Annotated in this window: 17 protein-coding genes; 5 read left to right on the plus strand and 12 right to left on the minus strand. The window is 61.6% G+C overall.

Features of this window, described 5'->3' with window-relative positions:
* Together rep and QR290_RS00010 are read left to right on the plus strand one after the other, a co-directional pair.
* Complete coding sequence (gene rep, locus QR290_RS00005) at positions 1-2010, plus strand: DNA helicase Rep (protein WP_085731399.1); 2010 nt, start codon at positions 1-3, stop codon at positions 2008-2010.
* 58 nt (positions 2011-2068) lie between these two features.
* Entirely contained in the window at positions 2069-2641 is a 573-nt protein-coding gene (locus QR290_RS00010) for a xanthine phosphoribosyltransferase (protein ID WP_007954497.1), read from the plus strand.
* 73 nt (positions 2642-2714) lie between these two features.
* Here QR290_RS00010 and QR290_RS00015 read toward each other — a convergent pair whose 3' ends face one another.
* The 6 genes from QR290_RS00015 to dadA form a co-directional block, all read right to left on the minus strand.
* Positions 2715-4637 carry an acetyl-CoA hydrolase/transferase C-terminal domain-containing protein gene (locus QR290_RS00015; RefSeq protein WP_289204054.1) on the minus strand — a complete coding sequence of 641 codons (1923 nt, stop codon included), beginning with the start codon at positions 4635-4637 and terminating at the stop codon, positions 2715-2717.
* Positions 4638-4773: 136 nt separating this feature from the next.
* Positions 4774-5190 carry a c-type cytochrome gene (locus QR290_RS00020; protein WP_064600380.1) on the minus strand — a complete coding sequence of 139 codons (417 nt, stop codon included), beginning with the start codon at positions 5188-5190 and terminating at the stop codon, positions 4774-4776.
* A gap of 182 nt (positions 5191-5372) precedes the next feature.
* Positions 5373-5921, minus strand: a complete 549-nt coding sequence (locus QR290_RS00025) for a cupin domain-containing protein (RefSeq protein WP_003229444.1) — start codon at positions 5919-5921, stop codon at positions 5373-5375.
* Between the two features lie 88 nt (positions 5922-6009).
* Positions 6010-7083 carry an alanine racemase gene (gene alr, locus QR290_RS00030; RefSeq protein ID WP_289204055.1) on the minus strand — a complete coding sequence of 358 codons (1074 nt, stop codon included), beginning with the start codon at positions 7081-7083 and terminating at the stop codon, positions 6010-6012.
* Positions 7084-7178: 95 nt separating this feature from the next.
* A complete protein-coding gene (locus QR290_RS00035; RefSeq protein ID WP_039765240.1) occupies positions 7179-7532 on the minus strand; it encodes a RidA family protein in 354 nt (117 codons plus the stop codon).
* Positions 7504-8808 (minus strand): D-amino acid dehydrogenase, encoded by a 1305-nt coding sequence (dadA, locus tag QR290_RS00040; RefSeq protein WP_007954487.1) that lies wholly within the window; start codon positions 8806-8808, stop codon positions 7504-7506. Before dadA ends, QR290_RS00035 begins: the two co-directional genes overlap by 29 nt.
* A gap of 155 nt (positions 8809-8963) precedes the next feature.
* Between dadA and QR290_RS00045 the strand changes: the two genes are divergently transcribed.
* Positions 8964-9452 carry an Lrp/AsnC ligand binding domain-containing protein gene (locus QR290_RS00045; protein WP_003177284.1) on the plus strand — a complete coding sequence of 163 codons (489 nt, stop codon included), beginning with the start codon at positions 8964-8966 and terminating at the stop codon, positions 9450-9452.
* Between the two features lie 4 nt (positions 9453-9456).
* Here the strand turns inward: QR290_RS00045 and QR290_RS00050 are convergent, their stop codons facing one another.
* Positions 9457-9810, minus strand: a complete 354-nt coding sequence (locus tag QR290_RS00050; RefSeq protein WP_289204056.1) for a YkgJ family cysteine cluster protein — start codon at positions 9808-9810, stop codon at positions 9457-9459.
* Between the two features lie 145 nt (positions 9811-9955).
* Here QR290_RS00050 and QR290_RS00055 point away from each other — a divergent pair, with 145 nt between their 5' ends.
* Complete coding sequence (locus QR290_RS00055; RefSeq protein WP_289204057.1) at positions 9956-11266, plus strand: NAD(P)/FAD-dependent oxidoreductase; 1311 nt, start codon at positions 9956-9958, stop codon at positions 11264-11266.
* A gap of 134 nt (positions 11267-11400) precedes the next feature.
* Here the strand turns inward: QR290_RS00055 and QR290_RS00060 are convergent, their stop codons facing one another.
* Complete coding sequence (locus tag QR290_RS00060) at positions 11401-11646, minus strand: DUF1127 domain-containing protein (protein WP_007954481.1); 246 nt, start codon at positions 11644-11646, stop codon at positions 11401-11403.
* Positions 11647-11825: 179 nt separating this feature from the next.
* Between QR290_RS00060 and QR290_RS00065 the strand changes: the two genes are divergently transcribed.
* Complete coding sequence (locus tag QR290_RS00065) at positions 11826-13253, plus strand: PLP-dependent aminotransferase family protein (protein ID WP_289204058.1); 1428 nt, start codon at positions 11826-11828, stop codon at positions 13251-13253.
* A 12-nt stretch (positions 13254-13265) separates the two neighbouring features.
* On the opposite strand, the gene QR290_RS00070 is transcribed toward QR290_RS00065, so the two are convergent.
* The 4 genes from QR290_RS00070 to QR290_RS00085 form a co-directional block, all read right to left on the minus strand.
* Positions 13266-13796: a hypothetical protein gene (locus tag QR290_RS00070; protein ID WP_289204059.1), complete on the minus strand. Its 531-nt coding sequence runs from the start codon at positions 13794-13796 to the stop codon at positions 13266-13268.
* Between the two features lie 14 nt (positions 13797-13810).
* Complete coding sequence (locus QR290_RS00075; protein WP_289204060.1) at positions 13811-16234, minus strand: fimbria/pilus outer membrane usher protein; 2424 nt, start codon at positions 16232-16234, stop codon at positions 13811-13813.
* On the minus strand, positions 16234-16941 hold the full coding sequence (locus QR290_RS00080) for a fimbria/pilus chaperone family protein (RefSeq protein ID WP_289204061.1): 708 nt from the start codon (positions 16939-16941) through the stop codon (positions 16234-16236). The genes QR290_RS00075 and QR290_RS00080 overlap by 1 nt, the downstream gene beginning before the upstream one ends.
* Positions 16942-17069: 128 nt before the next feature.
* Positions 17070-17732, minus strand: coding sequence for a DUF1120 domain-containing protein (locus QR290_RS00085; RefSeq protein WP_289204062.1), 663 nt, complete (start codon positions 17730-17732; stop codon positions 17070-17072).
* Positions 17733-17954 lie beyond the last annotated feature (222 nt).

A 17954-nucleotide genomic window follows, 5' to 3' on the forward strand; every position in this document is an offset into this window, starting at 1 on the left:
ATGTCCCGACTCAATCCCCGGCAGCAAGAAGCCGTGAACTACGTCGGCGGCCCTCTATTGGTGCTCGCCGGTGCTGGCTCCGGCAAGACCAGCGTGATCACGCGCAAGATTGCGCACCTGATCCAGAACTGCGGCATCCGCGCCCAGTACATCGTCGCCATGACCTTCACCAACAAGGCCGCGCGCGAGATGAAGGAACGGGTCGGCACCCTGCTGCGTGCCGGCGAAGGTCGCGGCCTGACGGTCTGCACCTTCCACAACCTGGGCCTGAACATCATCCGCAAGGAACATGAACGGCTGGGCTACAAACCCGGTTTCTCGATCTTCGACGAAACCGACGTCAAGTCGCTGATGACCGACATCATGCAGAAGGAATACGCAGGCGACGACGGCGTCGACGAGATCAAGAACATGATCGGCGCCTGGAAAAACGACCTGATCCTGCCGGCCGAGGCCCTGGAAAACGCCCGCAACCCCAAGGAACAGACCGCCGCCATCGTCTACACCCACTACCAGCGCACGCTCAAGGCGTTCAACGCGGTGGACTTCGACGACCTGATCCTGCTGCCGGTGAAACTCTTCGAAGAACACGCCGACATCCTCGAAAAGTGGCAGAACAAGGTGCGTTACCTGCTGGTCGACGAATACCAGGACACCAACGCCAGCCAGTATTTGCTGGTGAAAATGCTCATCGGCAAGCGCAACCAGTTCACCGTGGTGGGCGACGACGACCAGTCTATCTACGCCTGGCGTGGCGCGCGGCCGGAAAACCTGATGCTGCTCAAGGACGACTATCCGTCCCTGAAAGTGGTGATGCTGGAGCAGAACTACCGCTCCACCAGCCGCATCCTGCGCTGCGCCAACGTGCTGATCTCGAACAACCCGCACGAATTCGAGAAGCAGCTGTGGAGTGAAATGGGCCACGGCGACGAGATCCGCGTGATCCGCTGCCGCAACGAGGACGCCGAAGCCGAGCGCGTGGCCATGGAAATCCTCAGCCTGCACTTGCGCACCGACCGCCCGTACAGCGATTTCGCGATCCTCTATCGCGGTAACTACCAGGCCAAGCTGATCGAGCTGAAACTGCAGCACCATCAGGTGCCGTACCGTCTGAGCGGCGGCAACAGCTTCTTCGGTCGTCAGGAAGTGAAAGACCTGATGGCCTACTTCCGCCTGATCGTGAACCCGGACGACGACAACGCCTTCCTGCGGGTGATCAACGTGCCGCGCCGCGAGATCGGCTCGACGACCCTGGAAAAACTCGGCAACTACGCCACCGAACGCAAGATCTCGATGTACGCCGCCACCGATGAACTCGGCCTGGGCGAGCATCTGGACAGCCGCTTCACCGATCGCCTGTCGCGCTTCAAGCGCTTTATGGACAAGGTGCGCGAGCAGTGCGCCGGCGAAGACCCGATCTCCGCCCTGCGCAGCATGGTCATGGACATCGACTACGAGAACTGGCTGCGCACCAACAGCTCCAGCGACAAGGCCGCGGACTACCGGATGAGCAACGTCTGGTTCCTGATCGAAGCCTTGAAGAACACCCTGGAAAAAGACGAAGACGGCGAAATGACCGTCGAGGACGCCATCGGCAAACTGGTCCTGCGTGACATGCTGGAACGTCAGCAGGAAGAGGAAGACGGCGCCGAAGGCGTGCAGATGATGACCCTGCATGCGTCCAAGGGCCTGGAATTCCCTTACGTGTTCATCATGGGCATGGAAGAGGAAATCCTCCCGCACCGCTCCAGCATCGAAGCCGACACCATCGAAGAAGAACGCCGCCTGGCCTACGTGGGCATCACCCGCGCGCGCCAGACCCTCGCGTTTACCTTCGCCGCCAAGCGCAAACAGTACGGCGAGATCATCGACTGCGCGCCAAGCCGCTTCCTCGATGAACTGCCGCCGGACGACCTGGCCTGGGAAGGCAACGACGACACACCGACCGAAGTCAAAGCCGTGCGGGGCAACAGCGCATTGGCTGATATACGCGCGATGTTAAAGCGCTAGAATTGACCACTTTTTTTAAAACCTTAGGGCGCACAAGGCGCCAACAGAGGACAGCTTCATGGAAGCCCTGCACCAGAAAATCCGCGAACTAGGCATTGTGCTTTCCGACCAGGTCCTGAAGGTCGACGCCTTCCTGAACCACCAGATCGACCCGGCCCTGATGAAGCTGATCGGCGACGAATTCGCCACGCTGTTCAAGGATTCGGGCATCACCAAGATCGTCACCATCGAAGCCTCGGGCATCGCTCCGGCGATCATGACTGGTCTGAACCTCGGTGTGCCGGTGATCTTCGCCCGCAAGCAACAGTCCCTGACCCTGACTGAAAACCTGCTGTCGGCGACCGTTTACTCGTTCACCAAGAAGACCGAAAGCACCGTGGCCATCTCCCCGCGCCACTTGACCAGCAGCGACCGCGTGCTGATCATCGACGACTTCCTGGCCAACGGTAAGGCGTCCCAGGCGCTGATCTCGATCATCAAGCAAGCCGGCGCCACCGTCGCGGGCCTGGGCATCGTGATCGAGAAGTCGTTCCAGGGCGGCCGTGCGGAGCTGGATTCGCAGGGTTACCGCGTCGAGTCGCTGGCTCGCGTGAAATCGCTGAAGGATGGCGTGGTTACTTTCATCGAGTAATCGCTGAAAGGCGCAAGCTTGCCCCAATAACTGTGGGAGCGGGCTTGCTCCCACAGTGGTTTTATGCCGAGGGTTATTGCGCGGTAGCTTTGAGGCCAGTAAGCAACAACCGCTGAAACAGGTCTTCCTTCAGGCCTTCCGGATCGGTGAGCTGCATGCGCGCCAGATGCTCCGGATACAGCGAAGCCTCAGGCGCATCCAGTGCTGCCTTGCCCAGTTCCAGAATCTCCGTCAGTTTGAACTTGCTCTTGAGCCAGTTCAGCGCCCGCAACAGGTCCTTCTCGACCTCAGTGAAATCGCAGCCCAGCGGATACTCCGGAAACAGGTTCGGATGGCGCGCGGCAATCGCTTGCAAGCGTTGTGGGGTGTTGTCGGTAAAGCGCGGATCGAGACGGAAATCCTTCGGCAGCTTGCCGACCTTCTGCGCCTGTTCGATCAGGCCCTGCTGGAAGCGCGAGTCGCTGATGTTCAACAGCGCCTCGATCACCACCGCATCCGACTTGCCGCGCAGATCGGCGATGCCGTACTCGGTGACCACGATGTCGCGCAGATGCCGTGGAATCGTGCAGTGGCCGTACTCCCAGACAATGTTCGAGCTGACATCGCCGCCGGACTCGCGCCAGCTACGCAGCAGCATGATCGACCGCGCATCGTGCAACGCATGGCCCTGGGCAACGAAGTTGTACTGCCCGCCGACGCCGCTGAGCACCCGCCCGTCTTCCAGTTGATCCGCCACCCCGGCGCCCAGCAGGGTCATGGTGAAAACGGTGTTGATGAATCGCGCATCGAGACGCTGCAGGCGCTTGAGCTCTTCCTGACCGTAGAGCTCGTTGATGTAGCTGATGCGGGTCATGTTGAATTCAAGACGTTTGCTCAGCGGCAACTCACGCAAGCGCTCATAGAAACTGCGCGGCCCGAGGAAGAAACCGCCGTGGATCGACAGACCATCGGTTTGCGCCGCCTCGTCGAGGGTCCCGGCGTTGGCCTGCTCCTGGGTCTGCACGTCCGGGTAGACCTTGCGCCGGATGATCCCGGCTTCGGCCAGCACCAGCAGGCCGTTGACGAACATTTCGCTGCACCCGTAAAGCCCTTTGGCGAACGGCTCGGTGCCGCCCTCGCGTTCGATCAACTGTGCCCATTGGCTGAGGTTCACATCGGCCAGCAAGTCCTTGTATCCGGCATTGTCGGCCTGACGCGCCAGCAACGCAGCGGTCAGCGCATCACCCATCGAACCGATGCCGATCTGCAGAGTGCCGCCATCGCGCACCAACGTACTGGCGTGCAAACCGATGAAGTGATCCTGAAATCCCACGGGCATGTTCGGCGTGGAAAACAGCGTGCTGCTGTCCTTCTCGTCGATCAGCAGGTCGAAGGTATCGATATCGACTTCGGCATCGCCCGGCATGTACGGCAACTCGGAGTGCACCTGGCCGACCAGCAGAATGTTCTCCCCCGCTGCCCGGCGTTTGGCGATCATCGGGAACAGGTCGAGGGTGATGTCCGGGTTGCAACTCAGGCTCAGGCGATCCGGGTGTTCGCTGCTGCTGGCGAGCAACTGCGCCACCAGGTTCAGGCCGGCGGCGTTGATGTCGCGGGCGGCGTGGCTGTAGTTGCTGCTGACGTAATCCTGCTGGGCCGGCGCGCTGTTGAGCAGGCTGCCGGGCTGCATGAAAAATTGCTCGATTCGGATGTTGGACGGCAGGCTGTCGCGGTGCAGGTCGGCGAGGAATTCCAGTTCCGGGTAATCGCCGAACACCCGCTCGACGAAGGGTTCGATGAAGCGCTTCTGCAAACCATCGCCCAACGCCGGACGGCCGAGGCACAGGGCGGTGTAGATCGTCAGTTGCCGTTCGGGCAATCCGGCAACCCGCCGGTACAGCGCGTTGACGAAGGGATTGGGTTTGCCCAGCCCCAGCGGCAGGCCCATGTGGATATGCGCCGGCAACCGCGCCAGTACGTCGTCCACTGCCTGTTCGATCGAACACAACTGCACCATCTGAAGCCTCCTGCCCGTTCCGTGAATAGAGGTACGACCGAGATTGCCGGTTGTTTGCTGCAAAGAACAGCCTCAGGCCTGAATCGCGGGCACAAAAAAACCGTCCGAAGACGGTTTTTTTCGTCAGAAGCGCGGCTTATTTCAGGCCGGACATTTTCTGGATCGCACCCTTCAGCTCTTCATCGGAGCAGTCGGCGCAGGTGCCTTTCGGCGGCATGGAGTTGATGCCGGTGATGGCCTTGGCCAGGATGCCGTCGAGGCCGCCCTGGTGATCGGCGCGCTCTTTCCAGGCTGCGGCGTCACCGATTTTCGGTGCGCCCAACAGGCCGGAGCCGTGGCAAGCGTTGCAATGTTTGGCAATCACTTCGTCCGGCGTCTTGGCGCCGCCACCGCCGCCTGCCGAAGCAGCGACTTCCATCCCCTTGCACTCTTGCCCTTGAACACACACCTGGCCGACTGGCTCGAGGCGCTTGGCAATGTCGTCATTCGTCGCAGCTTGAGCGCTGACAGCCCAGAGGGCCAGTACGGTTGCTGGTGCAGCCAGCATTTTCATAATTAGGTTCACGCGTTCACCCTCAATGGTGGCTATTCACGCCTGCGGCCACGGTTCGCAGGCGGGCGCAAGTATAGCGGTTAGCCCGCTTCACTGAAACAACCCCAAAGTCGAAGGGGTTATATCGCGCTGTGGAAAAACGTTTCGGGTGCCTTCGCCGGTATGGCCTGGCGCCTCTTTGTTTAAAAATTCGCCGGCGTGGCTGCGCTGATTAGTCGCGCCGGTGCATCGAACGGATTACGGAAACGATGCGGCTTGGTACTTTCAAAGTAGTAGCTGTCGCCGGCTTCGAGGATAAAAGTTTCAAGGCCCACTACCAGCTCCAGGCGTCCTTCGACCAGAATCCCGGTTTCCTCGCCTTCGTGGGTGAGCATTTCTTCGCCGGTGTCGGCGCCCGGCGGGTAGATTTCATTGAGGAACGCGATGGCCCGGCTCGGGTGCGCACGGCCGACCAGTTTCATGGTCACGGCGCCGTCGGAAATGTCGATCAGCTCGTTGGCCTTGTAGACGATCTGGGTCGGTTTTTCCTGCAGGATCTCTTCGGAAAAGAACTCGACCATGGACATGGGAATCCCGCCCAGAACTTTCCTCAGCGAACTGATCGAAGGGCTGACGCTGTTCTTTTCGATCATCGAAATGGTGCTGTTGGTGACGCCCGCGCGCTTGGCGAGTTCACGCTGGGAAAGCCCTTTGAGTTTGCGGATCGATTGCAGTCGTTCACCGACGTCCAAGGCGAGAGCCTCCTGATGCTGTAGAAATATTGAGCGTTATCATGGCGACAGCGTTCAGTATTTACAACACTTGGGCCCTGCTTGCGCTTCAACCCTCGGAATAGAGCCTTGGCACCCGACGCAGGTTGCAGAAGATCTGGTACGGAATGGTGTCAGCCCACTTCGCCACATCGCTGGCGAGGATGTTCTTGCCCCACAGTTCGACGGTCGAACCGAGGCCGGCTTGCGGCACATCGGTCAGATCGATGCACAGCATGTCCATCGACACCCGGCCAAGAATGCGGCTGCGCTGGCCGGCCACCAGCACCGGAGTGCCGGTCGGCGCCTGACGCGGATAACCGTCGGCATAACCCATGGCGACCACGCCGATGCGCATCGGCTTGTCGGTGATGAATTTCGCGCCGTAACCCACCGGTTCGCCGGCCGGCAGTTCGCGCACGCTGATGACTTTTGACTCCAGCGTCATCACCGGTTGCAAGCGCTCGGCCACGGCGTTGGCTTCTTCGAACGGGGTGGCGCCGTAGAGCATGATGCCCGGACGCACCCAGTCGCTGTGAATCTGCGGCCAGCCCAGCACCGCCGGCGAATTGCGCAGGCTGACTTCAGCCGCCAGGCCCTGACGTGCGGCTTCGAACACTGCGACCTGGTCGGCGCTGCTCTGCTCGTGCAGTTCATCGGCCCGGGCGAAGTGGCTCATCAGCACGACCTTCGCCACTTTGCCGCTGGCCAGCAAACGCTGGTAAGCCGCCGGGTAATCCTTTGGATGCAGACCGACGCGGTGCATACCCGAATCGAGCTTCAGCCACACGGTGATCGGTTTGCTCAATGCCGCCTGCTCGATCGCTTCGAGTTGCCACAGGGAGTGCACCACGCACCAGAGATCGTGCTCGACGATCAGCGCCAGCTCGTCAGCCTCGAAAAAGCCTTCGAGCAACAGCAGCGGCGCGCGAATCCCGGCGGCACGCAGCTCCAGGGCCTCTTCGATACACGCCACCGCGAAGCCGTCCGCTTCAGCCTCCAGCGCCTGGGCGCAACGCACTGCGCCATGGCCGTAGGCATCGGCCTTGATCACCGCCAGTGCCTTGGCACCGGTGACTTCACGGGCGATACGGTAGTTGTGACGCAGGGCTTGAAGGTCGATCAGGGCACGGGCAGGACGCATGGCAGCAGACTTCTTGGCGGTCATGGGAATAAAAACCGGCGCTGGCTGACGGCGTGAACCGCCAACAGCACCGGGAGAGGGATCTTTACAGCGGGTTACGGCAACGCGGCGACGATGGAGATCTCGACCAGGATGCTCGGCTTGGCCATCTTCGCTTCAACCGTGGCACGGGCCGGGGCGGCGCCTTTGGGCAGCCACTGATCCCACACCGAATTCATGCCGGCAAAGTGCGCCTCGATGTCGTTCAGGTAGATCGTCGCCGACAGCAGATGCTGTTTGTCGGTGCCGGCCAGATCGAGCAGACGCTCGATGTTGGCGAGGACGTCGCGGGTCTGCTGTTCGACACCGGCGTTGAAGTCATCGCCGACCTGCCCGGACAGATACACCGTACCGTTGTGGCTGACGATCTGACTCATGCGCTCATTGGTGAGCTGGCGCTGGATTGCCATGCTTTGCGGACTCCTGGGTGGTGTTGCCATAACGGGAAATATCGAGGCCTTCGGCGCTGATCTGTGGTTTTTTCTTCGCCATCAGGTCAGCCAGCAAGCGACCGGAGCCGCACGCCATGGTCCAGCCGAGGGTGCCGTGACCGGTGTTCAGGAACAGGTTCTTGAACGGGGTGGCGCCGACGATCGGCGTGCCATCCGGGGTGGTTGGACGCAGGCCGGTCCAGAAACTCGCTTCGGCCAGATTGCCGCCCTGAGGATAAAGGTCGTTGACGATCATCTCCAGGGTTTCGCGCCGACGCGGGTTCAGCGACAGGTCAAAACCGGCGATCTCCGCCATGCCGCCGACGCGGATGCGGTTGTCGAAACGGGTGATCGCGACCTTGTAGGTCTCGTCGAGAATGGTCGACGTCGGGGCCATTGCCGGGTTGGTGATCGGTACGGTCAGCGAGTAACCCTTCAGCGGATAAACCGGGGCCTTGATGCCCAGCGGCTTGAGCAGTTGCGGCGAGTAGCTGCCGAGGGCGAGCACGTAGCGGTCGGCGGTTTCCAGCTTGCCGTCGATCCACACGCCGTTGATGCGGTCACCGGCGAAGTCGAGGCGCTGGATGTCCTGACCAAAGCGGAATTCCACACCGAGCTTGGTGGCCATTTCGGCGAGGCGGGTGGTGAAGATCTGGCAGTCACCGGTCTGGTCGTTCGGCAGGCGCAGGGCACCGGCGAGGATGTCGGTGACACCCGCCAGAGCCGGTTCGACGCGGGCAATGCCGGCGCGGTCGAGCACTTCAAACGGCACGCCGGACTCTTTCAATACAGCGATGTCCTTGGCGGCGTTATCCAGTTGCGCCTGGGTGCGGAACAACTGGGTGGTGCCGAGGCTGCGGCCTTCGTAGGCGATGCCGGTTTCGGCGCGCAATTCGTCGAGGCAGTCGCGGCTGTACTCGGACAGACGCACCATGCGCTCCTTGTTCACCGCGTAACGGTTGGCGGTGCAGTTGCGCAGCATCTGCGCCATCCACAGGTACTGATCGATATCGGCGGTGGCCTTGATCGCCAGCGGCGCGTGGCGTTGCAGCAACCACTTGATGGCCTTGAGCGGCACGCCCGGCGCAGCCCACGGCGAGGCGTAGCCCGGCGAGACCTGACCGGCGTTGGCGAAACTGGTCTCCATGGCCGCGGCGGGCTGCCGGTCGACCACCACCACTTCAAACCCGGCACGGGCCAGATAGTAAGCACTGGCGGTACCGATGACGCCGCTACCCAAGACCATAACGCGCATTTTTGTATCCCTCATCGCGGCGTGCCGCGCATGTGTGTTGTCAGAGCAATGATGCGCGCAGTGTAAAAAAGATTTGCCAGTGCTTTTCACTGTATAAGCGCCTATATTTGGCGACAATTCTCGGCAAAAACCCTTTTCACGGAGGCGCATCCCCTATGCGTACCAACACTCAGACCAAACGTGAGCTGGACAAGATCGACCGCAACATCTTGCGGATCCTGCAGGCGGACGGGCGGATTTCATTCACTGAACTGGGCGAGAAGGTCGGGCTCTCCACCACGCCATGCACCGAGCGGGTGCGTCGCCTGGAGCGCGAGGGGATCATCATGGGCTACAACGCCCGCCTGAATCCGCAGCACTTGAAGGGTAGTCTGCTGGTGTTCGTCGAGATCAGCCTCGACTACAAATCCGGCGATACTTTCGAAGAGTTTCGACGCGCCGTGCTGAAGTTGCCCCACGTGCTGGAGTGCCATCTGGTGTCAGGGGATTTCGACTATCTGGTGAAGGCGCGGATTTCCGAGATGGCCTCGTACCGCAAGCTGCTGGGCGACATCCTGCTCAAGCTGCCGCACGTGCGTGAATCCAAGAGCTACATCGTGATGGAAGAAGTGAAAGAGAGCCTGAGCCTGCCGATTCCGGACTGATCGCTCAGACCAGCACCTGCCGGTTTTCGGCCATGTACTCGAACACCTTCTTCTCGACCTGTGGGTGAATCAGCTCCACCGGTCGCCGGCCATTGGGGCACGGCAAGGTCCGGGTGGTGCCGAACAACCGGCAGATCAGCGGACGCTCGTCATACACCGTGCAGCCATTCGGCCCCAGGTGCACACAGTTGAGCTCTTCCATGGCTGCGTCCTGCTCGGCGCGCGTCTTGCGCGGCAGGCGGGACATTTCCTCGGGCGAGGTGGTCACCGGTCCGCAGCAGTCATGGCAGCCCGGCACGCATTCGAACGTGGGAATCTGCTGACGCAGGGTGCGGATTTTCTGACTGTTGCAGCTCATTGCAGCGGTAACCGGAGCGAAATAGGCGGCAATTGTGCCGCAAAAGCCGTGATCCAGACACCACGGGCCGACCAATGTTGCCCGGCCTCGGGCCTGCGGCTTATGCTCCGTCAAATTTTCTCGACACCCGCTCAGGATGACGCCCATGAATGCCCGCGCCCAAGCCACCGCGAGCCAGCCCCACGTTGCCTCTTATTACGCCGCCAGCAGCCTGCCGCAACCCGATCATCCGGTGCTGCAAGGTGAACTGATCGCGGACGTGTGCGTAGTCGGTGGCGGTTTCTCCGGGCTGAACACCGCGCTCGAACTGGCTGAACGGGGCTTGAGCGTGGTGTTGCTGGAAGCGCACCGGATCGGCTGGGGCGCCAGCGGTCGCAACGGTGGCCAGCTGATTCGCGGGGTCGGTCACGGCCTCGACCAGTTCGCCAACGTGATCGGCACCGACGGCGTGCGTCAGATGAAGCTCATGGGCCTGGAAGCGGTGGAAATCGTCCGACAGCGCGTCGAAAAATTTCAGATTCCCTGCGACCTGACCTGGGGTTACTGCGACCTCGCCAACAAACCTTCCGACCTTGAAGGTTTTGCCGAAGACGCCGAAGAGCTGCGCAGCCTCGGTTACCGCTACGAAACTCGCCTGCTGCAAGCGAACGAAATGCACACCGTGGTCGGCTCCAAACGCTACGTCGGCGGTTTGATCGACATGGGTTCCGGGCATTTGCACCCGCTGAACCTGGCGCTTGGCGAAGCCGCAGCAGCGCAGCAACTCGGGGTGAAGCTGTTCGAGCAATCGGCGGTTACCCGTATCGACTACGGCCCTGAAGTCCGGGTGCATACAACGCAAGGTTCGGTGCGAGCGAAAACCCTGGTGCTGGGCTGCAATGCCTATCTCAACAATCTGAATCCGCAACTCAGCGGCAAGGTGCTGCCAGCCGGCAGCTACATCATCGCCACAGAACCGCTGAGCGAGGAACAGGCCCACAACCTGCTGCCGCAGAACATGGCCGTCTGCGACCAACGGGTGGCGCTCGATTATTACCGGCTCTCGGCGGACCGGCGTCTGCTGTTCGGCGGCGCCTGCCATTACTCGGGGCGTGATCCAAAGGACATCGGCGCCTACATGCGGCCGAAGATGCTCGAAGTGTTTCCGCAACTGGCCTCGGTGAAGATCGACTATCAGTGGGGCGGGATGATCGGCATCGGCGCCAACCGTCTGCCGCAGATTGGCCGGCTCGCCGAGCAACCGAATGTGTATTACGCCCAGGCCTATTCCGGTCACGGCGTGAATGCCACGCACCTGGCGGGCAAGCTGCTGGCCGAGGCCATCAGCGGCCAGCACGGCGGCGGCTTCGACCTGTTCGCCAAAGTGCCACACATCACCTTCCCCGGCGGCAAGCATCTGCGCTCACCGCTGCTGGCGTTGGGGATGCTGTGGCACCGGCTCAAAGAGTTGGTCTGATGTTTCTGTTGAGGGCCTGAATACGCCTTCGCGAGCAAGCCCGCTCCCACAGGTGACCGCGCTCCACCTGGAGAACACGGTCGAATGTGGGAGCGGGCTTGCTCGCGAAGGGGCCGAAACAGGCACCGAAGTTTTCAGATCCGCCAGAACGGCTTCAACCCCTCCTCCAGCGCCTGCTCGCGGGTCAGCCCGATGTCCTTGAGCTGTTCCGGCGTCAGGCGCAGCAACGCCTTGCGCGTGTGCAGACGATGCCAGAACAGGCCCCAGCGACTCAGGCCGGACGGCGCGTTGCGCATGATCTCGTTGCGCGCGTTGTCCTGTTGCCCTGCCTCCAGTTCCTGACTGTGTAACGTCAGCCGCACATCGCTCAAGCCGTTCATTTTCATTGCTCCTGTTTACTTGGGTAGCCAGAGATTCCATGATGCGCGGGCGAGCAAAAGCATTACAGATTCAACACATCTGTATTATTTCCATACAGATTTGCTGTCTCTGAGACTGAATTGTCGATTTACGCCGCATCTGTACTGGTTTAACGAATCATCTGCATCGAGGCAGTGCCATGACGCTCTATGTGAATCTCGCCGAACTGCTCGGCACCCGCATCGAACAAGGCTTCTACCGTCCTGGTGATCGCCTGCCGTCGGTGCGCGCCCTGAGCGTAGAACACGGAGTCAGCCTGAGCACGGTGCAGCAGGCCTATCGGATGCTGGAAGACAGCGGCCTGGCCACGCCGAAACCCAAGTCCGGGTACTTCGTGCCGGTGGGTCGCGAGCTGCCGGAACTGCCGGCGGTCGGGCGTCCGGCGCAACGGCCGGTGGAGATTTCCCAGTGGGATCAGGTGCTGGAACTGATTCGCGCCGTGCCGCGCGAGGACGTGGTGCAGCTCGGTCGCGGCATGCCGGACATCTCGTCACCGACGATGAAACCGCTGCTGCGCGGACTGGCCCGTATCAGCCGCCGTCAGGACATGCCCGGTCTGTATTACGACAACATCCACGGCACCCTCGAACTGCGCGAACAGATCGCCCGACTGATGCTCGATTCCGGCTGCCAGTTGAGCGCCAGCGACCTCGTCGTCACCACCGGTTGCCACGAAGCGCTGTCCACCAGCATCCACGCAATCTGCGAGCCCGGCGACATCGTTGCGGTGGATTCGCCGAGCTTCCACGGCGCCATGCAGACCCTCAAAGGGCTGGGCATGAAAGCCCTGGAAATCCCCACCGACCCGCTCACCGGCATCAGCCTCGAAGCCCTGGAACTGGCGCTGGAACAATGGCCGATCAAGGTCATCCAGCTCACGCCCAACTGCAACAACCCGCTCGGCTACATCATGCCGGAGTCGCGCAAACGCGCCCTGCTCACCCTGGCCCAGCGCTTCGACGTGGCGATCATCGAGGACGATGTGTATGGCGAACTGGCCTACACCTACCCGCGTCCGCGCACGATCAAATCCTTCGACGAAGATGGCCGTGTCTTGCTGTGCAGTTCATTTTCCAAGACCCTCGCGCCGGGCTTGCGCATCGGCTGGGTCGCGCCCGGTCGCTACCTCGAACGCGTGCTGCACATGAAATACATCAGCACCGGTTCCACCGCACCACAACCGCAGATCGCGATTGCCGAATTTCTCAAGGCCGGGCACTTCGAACCGCATTTGCGACGGATGCGCACGCAATATCAGCGCAATCGCGACGTGATGATCGACTGGGTGACCCGTTATTTCCCGGCCGGCACCCGCGCCAGCCGCCCGCAGGGCAGCTTCATGCTCTGGGTCGAACTGCCGGAAGGTTTCGATACGCTGAAACTGAATCGTGCGCTGCACGATCAAGGCGTACAGATTGCCGTCGGCAGCATCTTTTCCGCCTCGGGCAAGTACCGCAATTGCCTGCGCATGAACTACGCGGCCAAACCGACAGCGCTGATCGAAGAAGCAGTACGCAAGGTCGGCGCGACCGCCATCAGGCTGCTGGCCGAGAGTGACAATCTCTGAGGCGGACGGGATTTAGCGCAAACGAAATCCAAGATTGGTTTCCAGACGAGTCAGGTCACTGACCCGGCTCGCCTCCGATGGCACGCGCACGTCCAGTTCCAGCTCGATTTCCATGCCTTGGCCTTCGATTCCAATACCGGCGAGCGCAGGTATCAGTCTGGAACCAGGACGTAGAACATCAGCATCCGCCCCCTCAATGAGCCACTGCGTCGGCCTGCCGTCGACCCGCACGCTCAACACACGAACCCCGAGCGTACCGGCGCCGAAGCGGTAATGTCCGGCATCGGCGACCGGCCCGGTCAGCTCCAGGCGCAACGGACCGGGCCGGCTGCACTGGACCGTGGCCTGAGCACGGCGAAGACCGAAACTCAAAGACTCACCTTGTACCGACTGCGCCAGCAACTGCCCGCGCGTCGTGGTGCCGAAATCGATAGCAGCCGGGCCGAGCCTGACCGCGCAATCGGGGTTCGCCTCCACACCTTCCATGAATACCAAAAGCCCCGTCAGCAGCACGCAAGTGGCGCCTGTCTTCAATCCTTGCATGATGTTTTCCTTTTTCAGACAGTGCGGCAGATGGCCGCTGCGGTTTCATACAATCCGTCGACATCAGGCTCCAGGTTCATGGCGAATTCCAGATGACAACGCTGGCCATCCGGCAACCGCACGTGCAGCTTGAGCTCTGGTTGCACGTCCGGCAGGAAAATCCGCCCAGCCTCCAGCACGCTGGTGACGTACCGCCCCTGGTCATCAAAAACACCGACACCCTTGCGGACAAATTGGCTGTCCGGCATGCGTGCCTGCAACAGCACGCGCCGCGCGGTGACCATGTCGAACGCCAGTTGCGCCACGGCGCCACGTCCGGCTTCGACTTCCTGAAAAGCGTTGTGCACATCGATATTGCGCCCCAGGCTGGCCGTGTCGAGTTCGACCCGGCCTTTGCTGTATGGCGGCAGACTGGCGGCCACGGCGTGCCCTGAATGATCGGTCCAGACCGGGCCACGCGGGGTGTTCAATCTGACGCCCGCACTGTCACCGGCCTTGAGCAAGGCGAAGGTTTCGCGCAGCGGATAAGGCGACAGCGTCACGCCGCCGCTGTGTACCAGCGCACCGCCGCGCAGGCCAATGTCATAGTTCTGGCTACCGGCGCCGCTGCGCGAATAGCCCATGTCCATCTGACTGTAGCGGGGCAACAGATTGACCCGCCCGTTGAACCCGGCGCTGCCGTCATCCGGTCGCTCGGCGCCGATGCTATAGGCCAGGGTGTCGCTGAGTTGTTCATTGAATCGCAGACCGCTGCGGGTACCGCTCACGTCGTCGTTGCGCACATAACCGCGCAACGTCTGGCGCCCGCCCAACGGCAGGTTGACGCTCAGATAGGCCGCTGTGCCACGGGCATCGTCGGAGGCCCCGGCGACATCCCGCTCAACCGTGAATGTCACATTGGCCCGCCGAATGCTCCGCGACCAGGCCAGGGCGACTCTGGAAGTGGCCGTCCCGTCGAACATGGAAAACCGCGAATAACTGGTGGAAAAGCCTCCGTACACCGGACTACTGGTGCTGAGGTTTGCCGTCAGTTGATTACGCACTCGCTGGAACGGTCGATCATTGCGCGAATCCCAGGTGGTGTCCGACAGTGTGCGGAAACCCTGTGTTTGCTGGGTCAGCGCAACACTTGTCGACAACCTGTCATTCAGCCGACCGCTGGCGGTCCACTGCAATTGCGTGCCGGACACAGCCTGATCCTGTGCCCGGGAAATCACCTGCCGGCCACCGAATACCCACCGATCGCCGACGCCGCCCTGCATTGCCCAGCCCAGCGACTCATAACCCGTACCGAACATGGCGCCGGCCGTGATCTGCCCGCGCGAACCCAACTGCCAGTCCTTGCTCGCTGCGATGAAGGACGGCGCATCACGCTCGTCACCGGCATAGCGCCGCACCTGGCCGGCGGCCAGCCCATAACCTGCCGCCCTGCCCGTCATGGCGCCTCGCAGCTGCGTCGCCGGCACGATGAAACGCCGTTGCTGACCGTCCTCTTCATGCACCGTCACTTCCAGATCCACGCTCTGGCTGAGCAGCGGCAACCCCACCAGCGTGAAAGGCCCACCGGGCACCACGGTGGTGTAGATCAGCGCGCCGTTCTGGGTGACTTCGATCCGCGCGGCGGAATAGGCAATGCCTTCAACCCGCGCGCCGGCGCTGTCATCGTCCAGCGCCATCAGGGCCAGTTCCGGTTGCACCTGCAATCCGTTGAACGCCTCACCGGAAAACAGCGGCGAGACCATGTTCAACTGACCCAGTTGCAGGTTGGCCCGGTAGCGTTCCGAGGTGTGCGAAGCGTAGGCATACAAATGCTCGAGACGATCCTGTCCGTCGAACTCGCTGTACACCTGGCGACTGCGAAACGACCAGTCCGCCGCATTCAGGCCCAGCTCGGCATTCAGATTACGGAATTGCGAAGACTGACCGGCGAAACGGCTGCCCAGCAGCAAGGCGTCGTAGTTGAACAGGCCTGCCGTGCCGCCGTTGAGGAAACTGCGACCGGCCGGGCGATCGGGTAACAGCGCATCGGTGGGCAACAGCAATGCGATGTGTTCCTGCGCCGGATCGACCTGCACCACCGCGTCCGGAAAATACCGGGCGAACAGCTCGCATCCCGATCCGCGCGCCGGTTCGATGCGATCCGCTGCCCGGATGCCGCCCCGCTCCAGAAGGGACGGCGTGAAACACAACTCGCCTTCGGCATCGAACGCCACCTGCACCCGCCCCTTCGCAACCCCGTTGACCGACAGCGAGACAGCCTGCACGCCCTCGCGAAAGCGCGATGCCTGGCTGAAATATTCGGCCAGACGCGGATCCAGCCCACGGGACTTGAGCACGTCCTGATTGAATTGCACGGACAGACCCTCGGCGCTTCTGGCGACAGGGGCGGTGCCAAGAGCGATGATCAACGCCGAACCGGCCAGACAAGCTCGATGCATCAATCCGTCACCAAAGGAGCATCGAAGTGCGCAATGGCGAAACCGTACGTGGTCACTGGAAACAGCCTTACCTGAAGCGGCGCATGACTCGGATCAGGCGTTCCGCTCAAGGTCAGTTGCTCACCGGGCAGCACATAAGTGCGCCCCAGATCCATCTCCCTCTGGCCCGGCAGCAGCGTCACCGAATGGCCCAGCCGCACCACGTACGGGCTGGGATTGCGCACCTGGATGTCTGTCCCTTGTCGAGACCACACCAGATGCTTCCAGGGCTCGCGGTCGACCGGCAGATTCGCCGGACGCAGGATCACCGGAATGTTCTGCCGCACGCTCAGGCTTACCTGCGCCTTGCCCGTCGAGTCCTGCGGCGCGATGCCCTCAAAGATCACGCGCTTCAGACGCTCGGTCTTCAAGGGTTGCGCGCTGCGCAGAATGAAACGCACGCGCTGCGTCGCACCAGGCTCGACCCGTGCCACCGGCGGTGTCAGCAACAGCAATGACTCGGTGTCTTGCGGCACATCTTCGACAGACGTGTGCAGCAGCGCGGGATGCGACTCGCTGTTGAACACATTGATGCCGGCCTCACCCACGCCTTCGTCGAGCACAACGACAGGCGTCTCGGGAACCATTCCCGCCGCCCGGATCGAGCCGGGCACCCAAAAAGAAACCAGCAGCACACTGGCGATGGCTTTTCGCAAAAAGGCGTTCATGACGTTGTCCACGGGCGAGCGCGCAGCCGGCATTCATGCCGGGCCGCAGGCCAGCCGATTACATTGATTGGAACGGACAGGCCCGGAGCGACCGGTGCCTGTCGATGATTTGCGCGTTGCGCGCTGTGTCAGAGGTAGAGCAGCTCGAACGTTGCCGAGCCATTGAGCGCGATGTCAGAAGTGATCGGCAGGTTCGCCGACGGGCCGATGACCGGCACCAGCGTCATGGGAAAGGTGTGCACGACGCCCGGCGTCGGGCCTGCGGCCAGGGATCCGCCCCACGAATAACGAAGATTGCCGCCGTCAGCATTCTTTCCCACCAGCGTTGCGGTATCCGGAGTATCCCAGTTGGTCATGCCCCCTTGCTTGTACATGATCATCGACGGCTTGCCATCGACTGTAGGGGTACCGTATCGCAGGCCGTATCCACCGATCTTGGTGCCGGCCACCTCGCCGATTCCGTAGATGTACAGCGCCCAATCGGTGCCATCGATGACGATACCTTGCAGGTGGGTATGGGCCTGATTGTCATGCACCTTGATGGCCATGGGCGCGGACGCCGAGCAACTCACATTCAGCGTGACGTTGTGGTTGGTCAGTTCGGTCTGACTGTCCCGATTCAGTGACGCGGCGGAAATATTGCCCAGATCCACCGTGTTACCGCCGGTGAAGGCCGGCGTACACGAGGTCGGGATGATCGTCCCGATAATGGTCAGGTCTGCACCATCGGCCATGGCCAGTGCCGGACACAGGGCGCTTGCGACAGCGATTGCACGAAAGGTCTTGCGCATGAAAATTCTCACTCCATAAGAATCGAAAGATGACAGCCAGCTGCGCTTCTTCTGCTGAAAAACAGGAAACGTCCTGCCTCAGAATCAGCGTTGTCATTATTCCGGTTGCTTCCCGGCAGTGATGTAAGGCGAGGGTGTATTGAGCGCTGGAAAAATCGCTGCGGGGCGTAGCTGATGAGAGCCGGAAAAATCCGCAGTTTGTATAAAAAACTGTGTCCTGCC

The sequence above is a fragment of the Pseudomonas fluorescens genome, assembly GCF_030344995.1.
Taxonomy (GTDB): Bacteria; Pseudomonadota; Gammaproteobacteria; order Pseudomonadales; family Pseudomonadaceae; genus Aquipseudomonas; species Aquipseudomonas fluorescens_BF.

Excerpts from the sequence above, each read along its gene's own strand:
- QR290_RS00070 (WP_289204059.1), bottom strand. The coding sequence starts at position 13,796 with ATGCAAGGATTGAAGACAGGCGCCACTTGCGTGCTGCTGACGGGGCTT.
- alr (WP_289204055.1), bottom strand. The coding sequence starts at position 7,083 with ATGCGTCCTGCCCGTGCCCTGATCGACCTTCAAGCCCTGCGTCACAAC.
- QR290_RS00075 (WP_289204060.1), bottom strand. The coding sequence starts at position 16,234 with ATGCATCGAGCTTGTCTGGCCGGTTCGGCGTTGATCATCGCTCTTGGC.
- dadA (WP_007954487.1), bottom strand. The coding sequence starts at position 8,808 with ATGCGCGTTATGGTCTTGGGTAGCGGCGTCATCGGTACCGCCAGTGCT.
- QR290_RS00010 (WP_007954497.1), top strand. The coding sequence starts at position 2,069 with ATGGAAGCCCTGCACCAGAAAATCCGCGAACTAGGCATTGTGCTTTCC.
- QR290_RS00020 (WP_064600380.1), bottom strand. The coding sequence starts at position 5,190 with ATGAAAATGCTGGCTGCACCAGCAACCGTACTGGCCCTCTGGGCTGTC.
- QR290_RS00045 (WP_003177284.1), top strand. The coding sequence starts at position 8,964 with ATGCGTACCAACACTCAGACCAAACGTGAGCTGGACAAGATCGACCGC.
- rep (WP_085731399.1), top strand. The coding sequence starts at position 1 with ATGTCCCGACTCAATCCCCGGCAGCAAGAAGCCGTGAACTACGTCGGC.
- QR290_RS00015 (WP_289204054.1), bottom strand. The coding sequence starts at position 4,637 with ATGGTGCAGTTGTGTTCGATCGAACAGGCAGTGGACGACGTACTGGCG.
- QR290_RS00085 (WP_289204062.1), bottom strand. The coding sequence starts at position 17,732 with ATGCGCAAGACCTTTCGTGCAATCGCTGTCGCAAGCGCCCTGTGTCCG.
- QR290_RS00035 (WP_039765240.1), bottom strand. The coding sequence starts at position 7,532 with ATGGCAATCCAGCGCCAGCTCACCAATGAGCGCATGAGTCAGATCGTC.
- QR290_RS00050 (WP_289204056.1), bottom strand. The coding sequence starts at position 9,810 with ATGAGCTGCAACAGTCAGAAAATCCGCACCCTGCGTCAGCAGATTCCC.
- QR290_RS00080 (WP_289204061.1), bottom strand. The coding sequence starts at position 16,941 with ATGAACGCCTTTTTGCGAAAAGCCATCGCCAGTGTGCTGCTGGTTTCT.
- QR290_RS00060 (WP_007954481.1), bottom strand. The coding sequence starts at position 11,646 with ATGAACGGCTTGAGCGATGTGCGGCTGACGTTACACAGTCAGGAACTG.
- QR290_RS00065 (WP_289204058.1), top strand. The coding sequence starts at position 11,826 with ATGACGCTCTATGTGAATCTCGCCGAACTGCTCGGCACCCGCATCGAA.
- QR290_RS00055 (WP_289204057.1), top strand. The coding sequence starts at position 9,956 with ATGAATGCCCGCGCCCAAGCCACCGCGAGCCAGCCCCACGTTGCCTCT.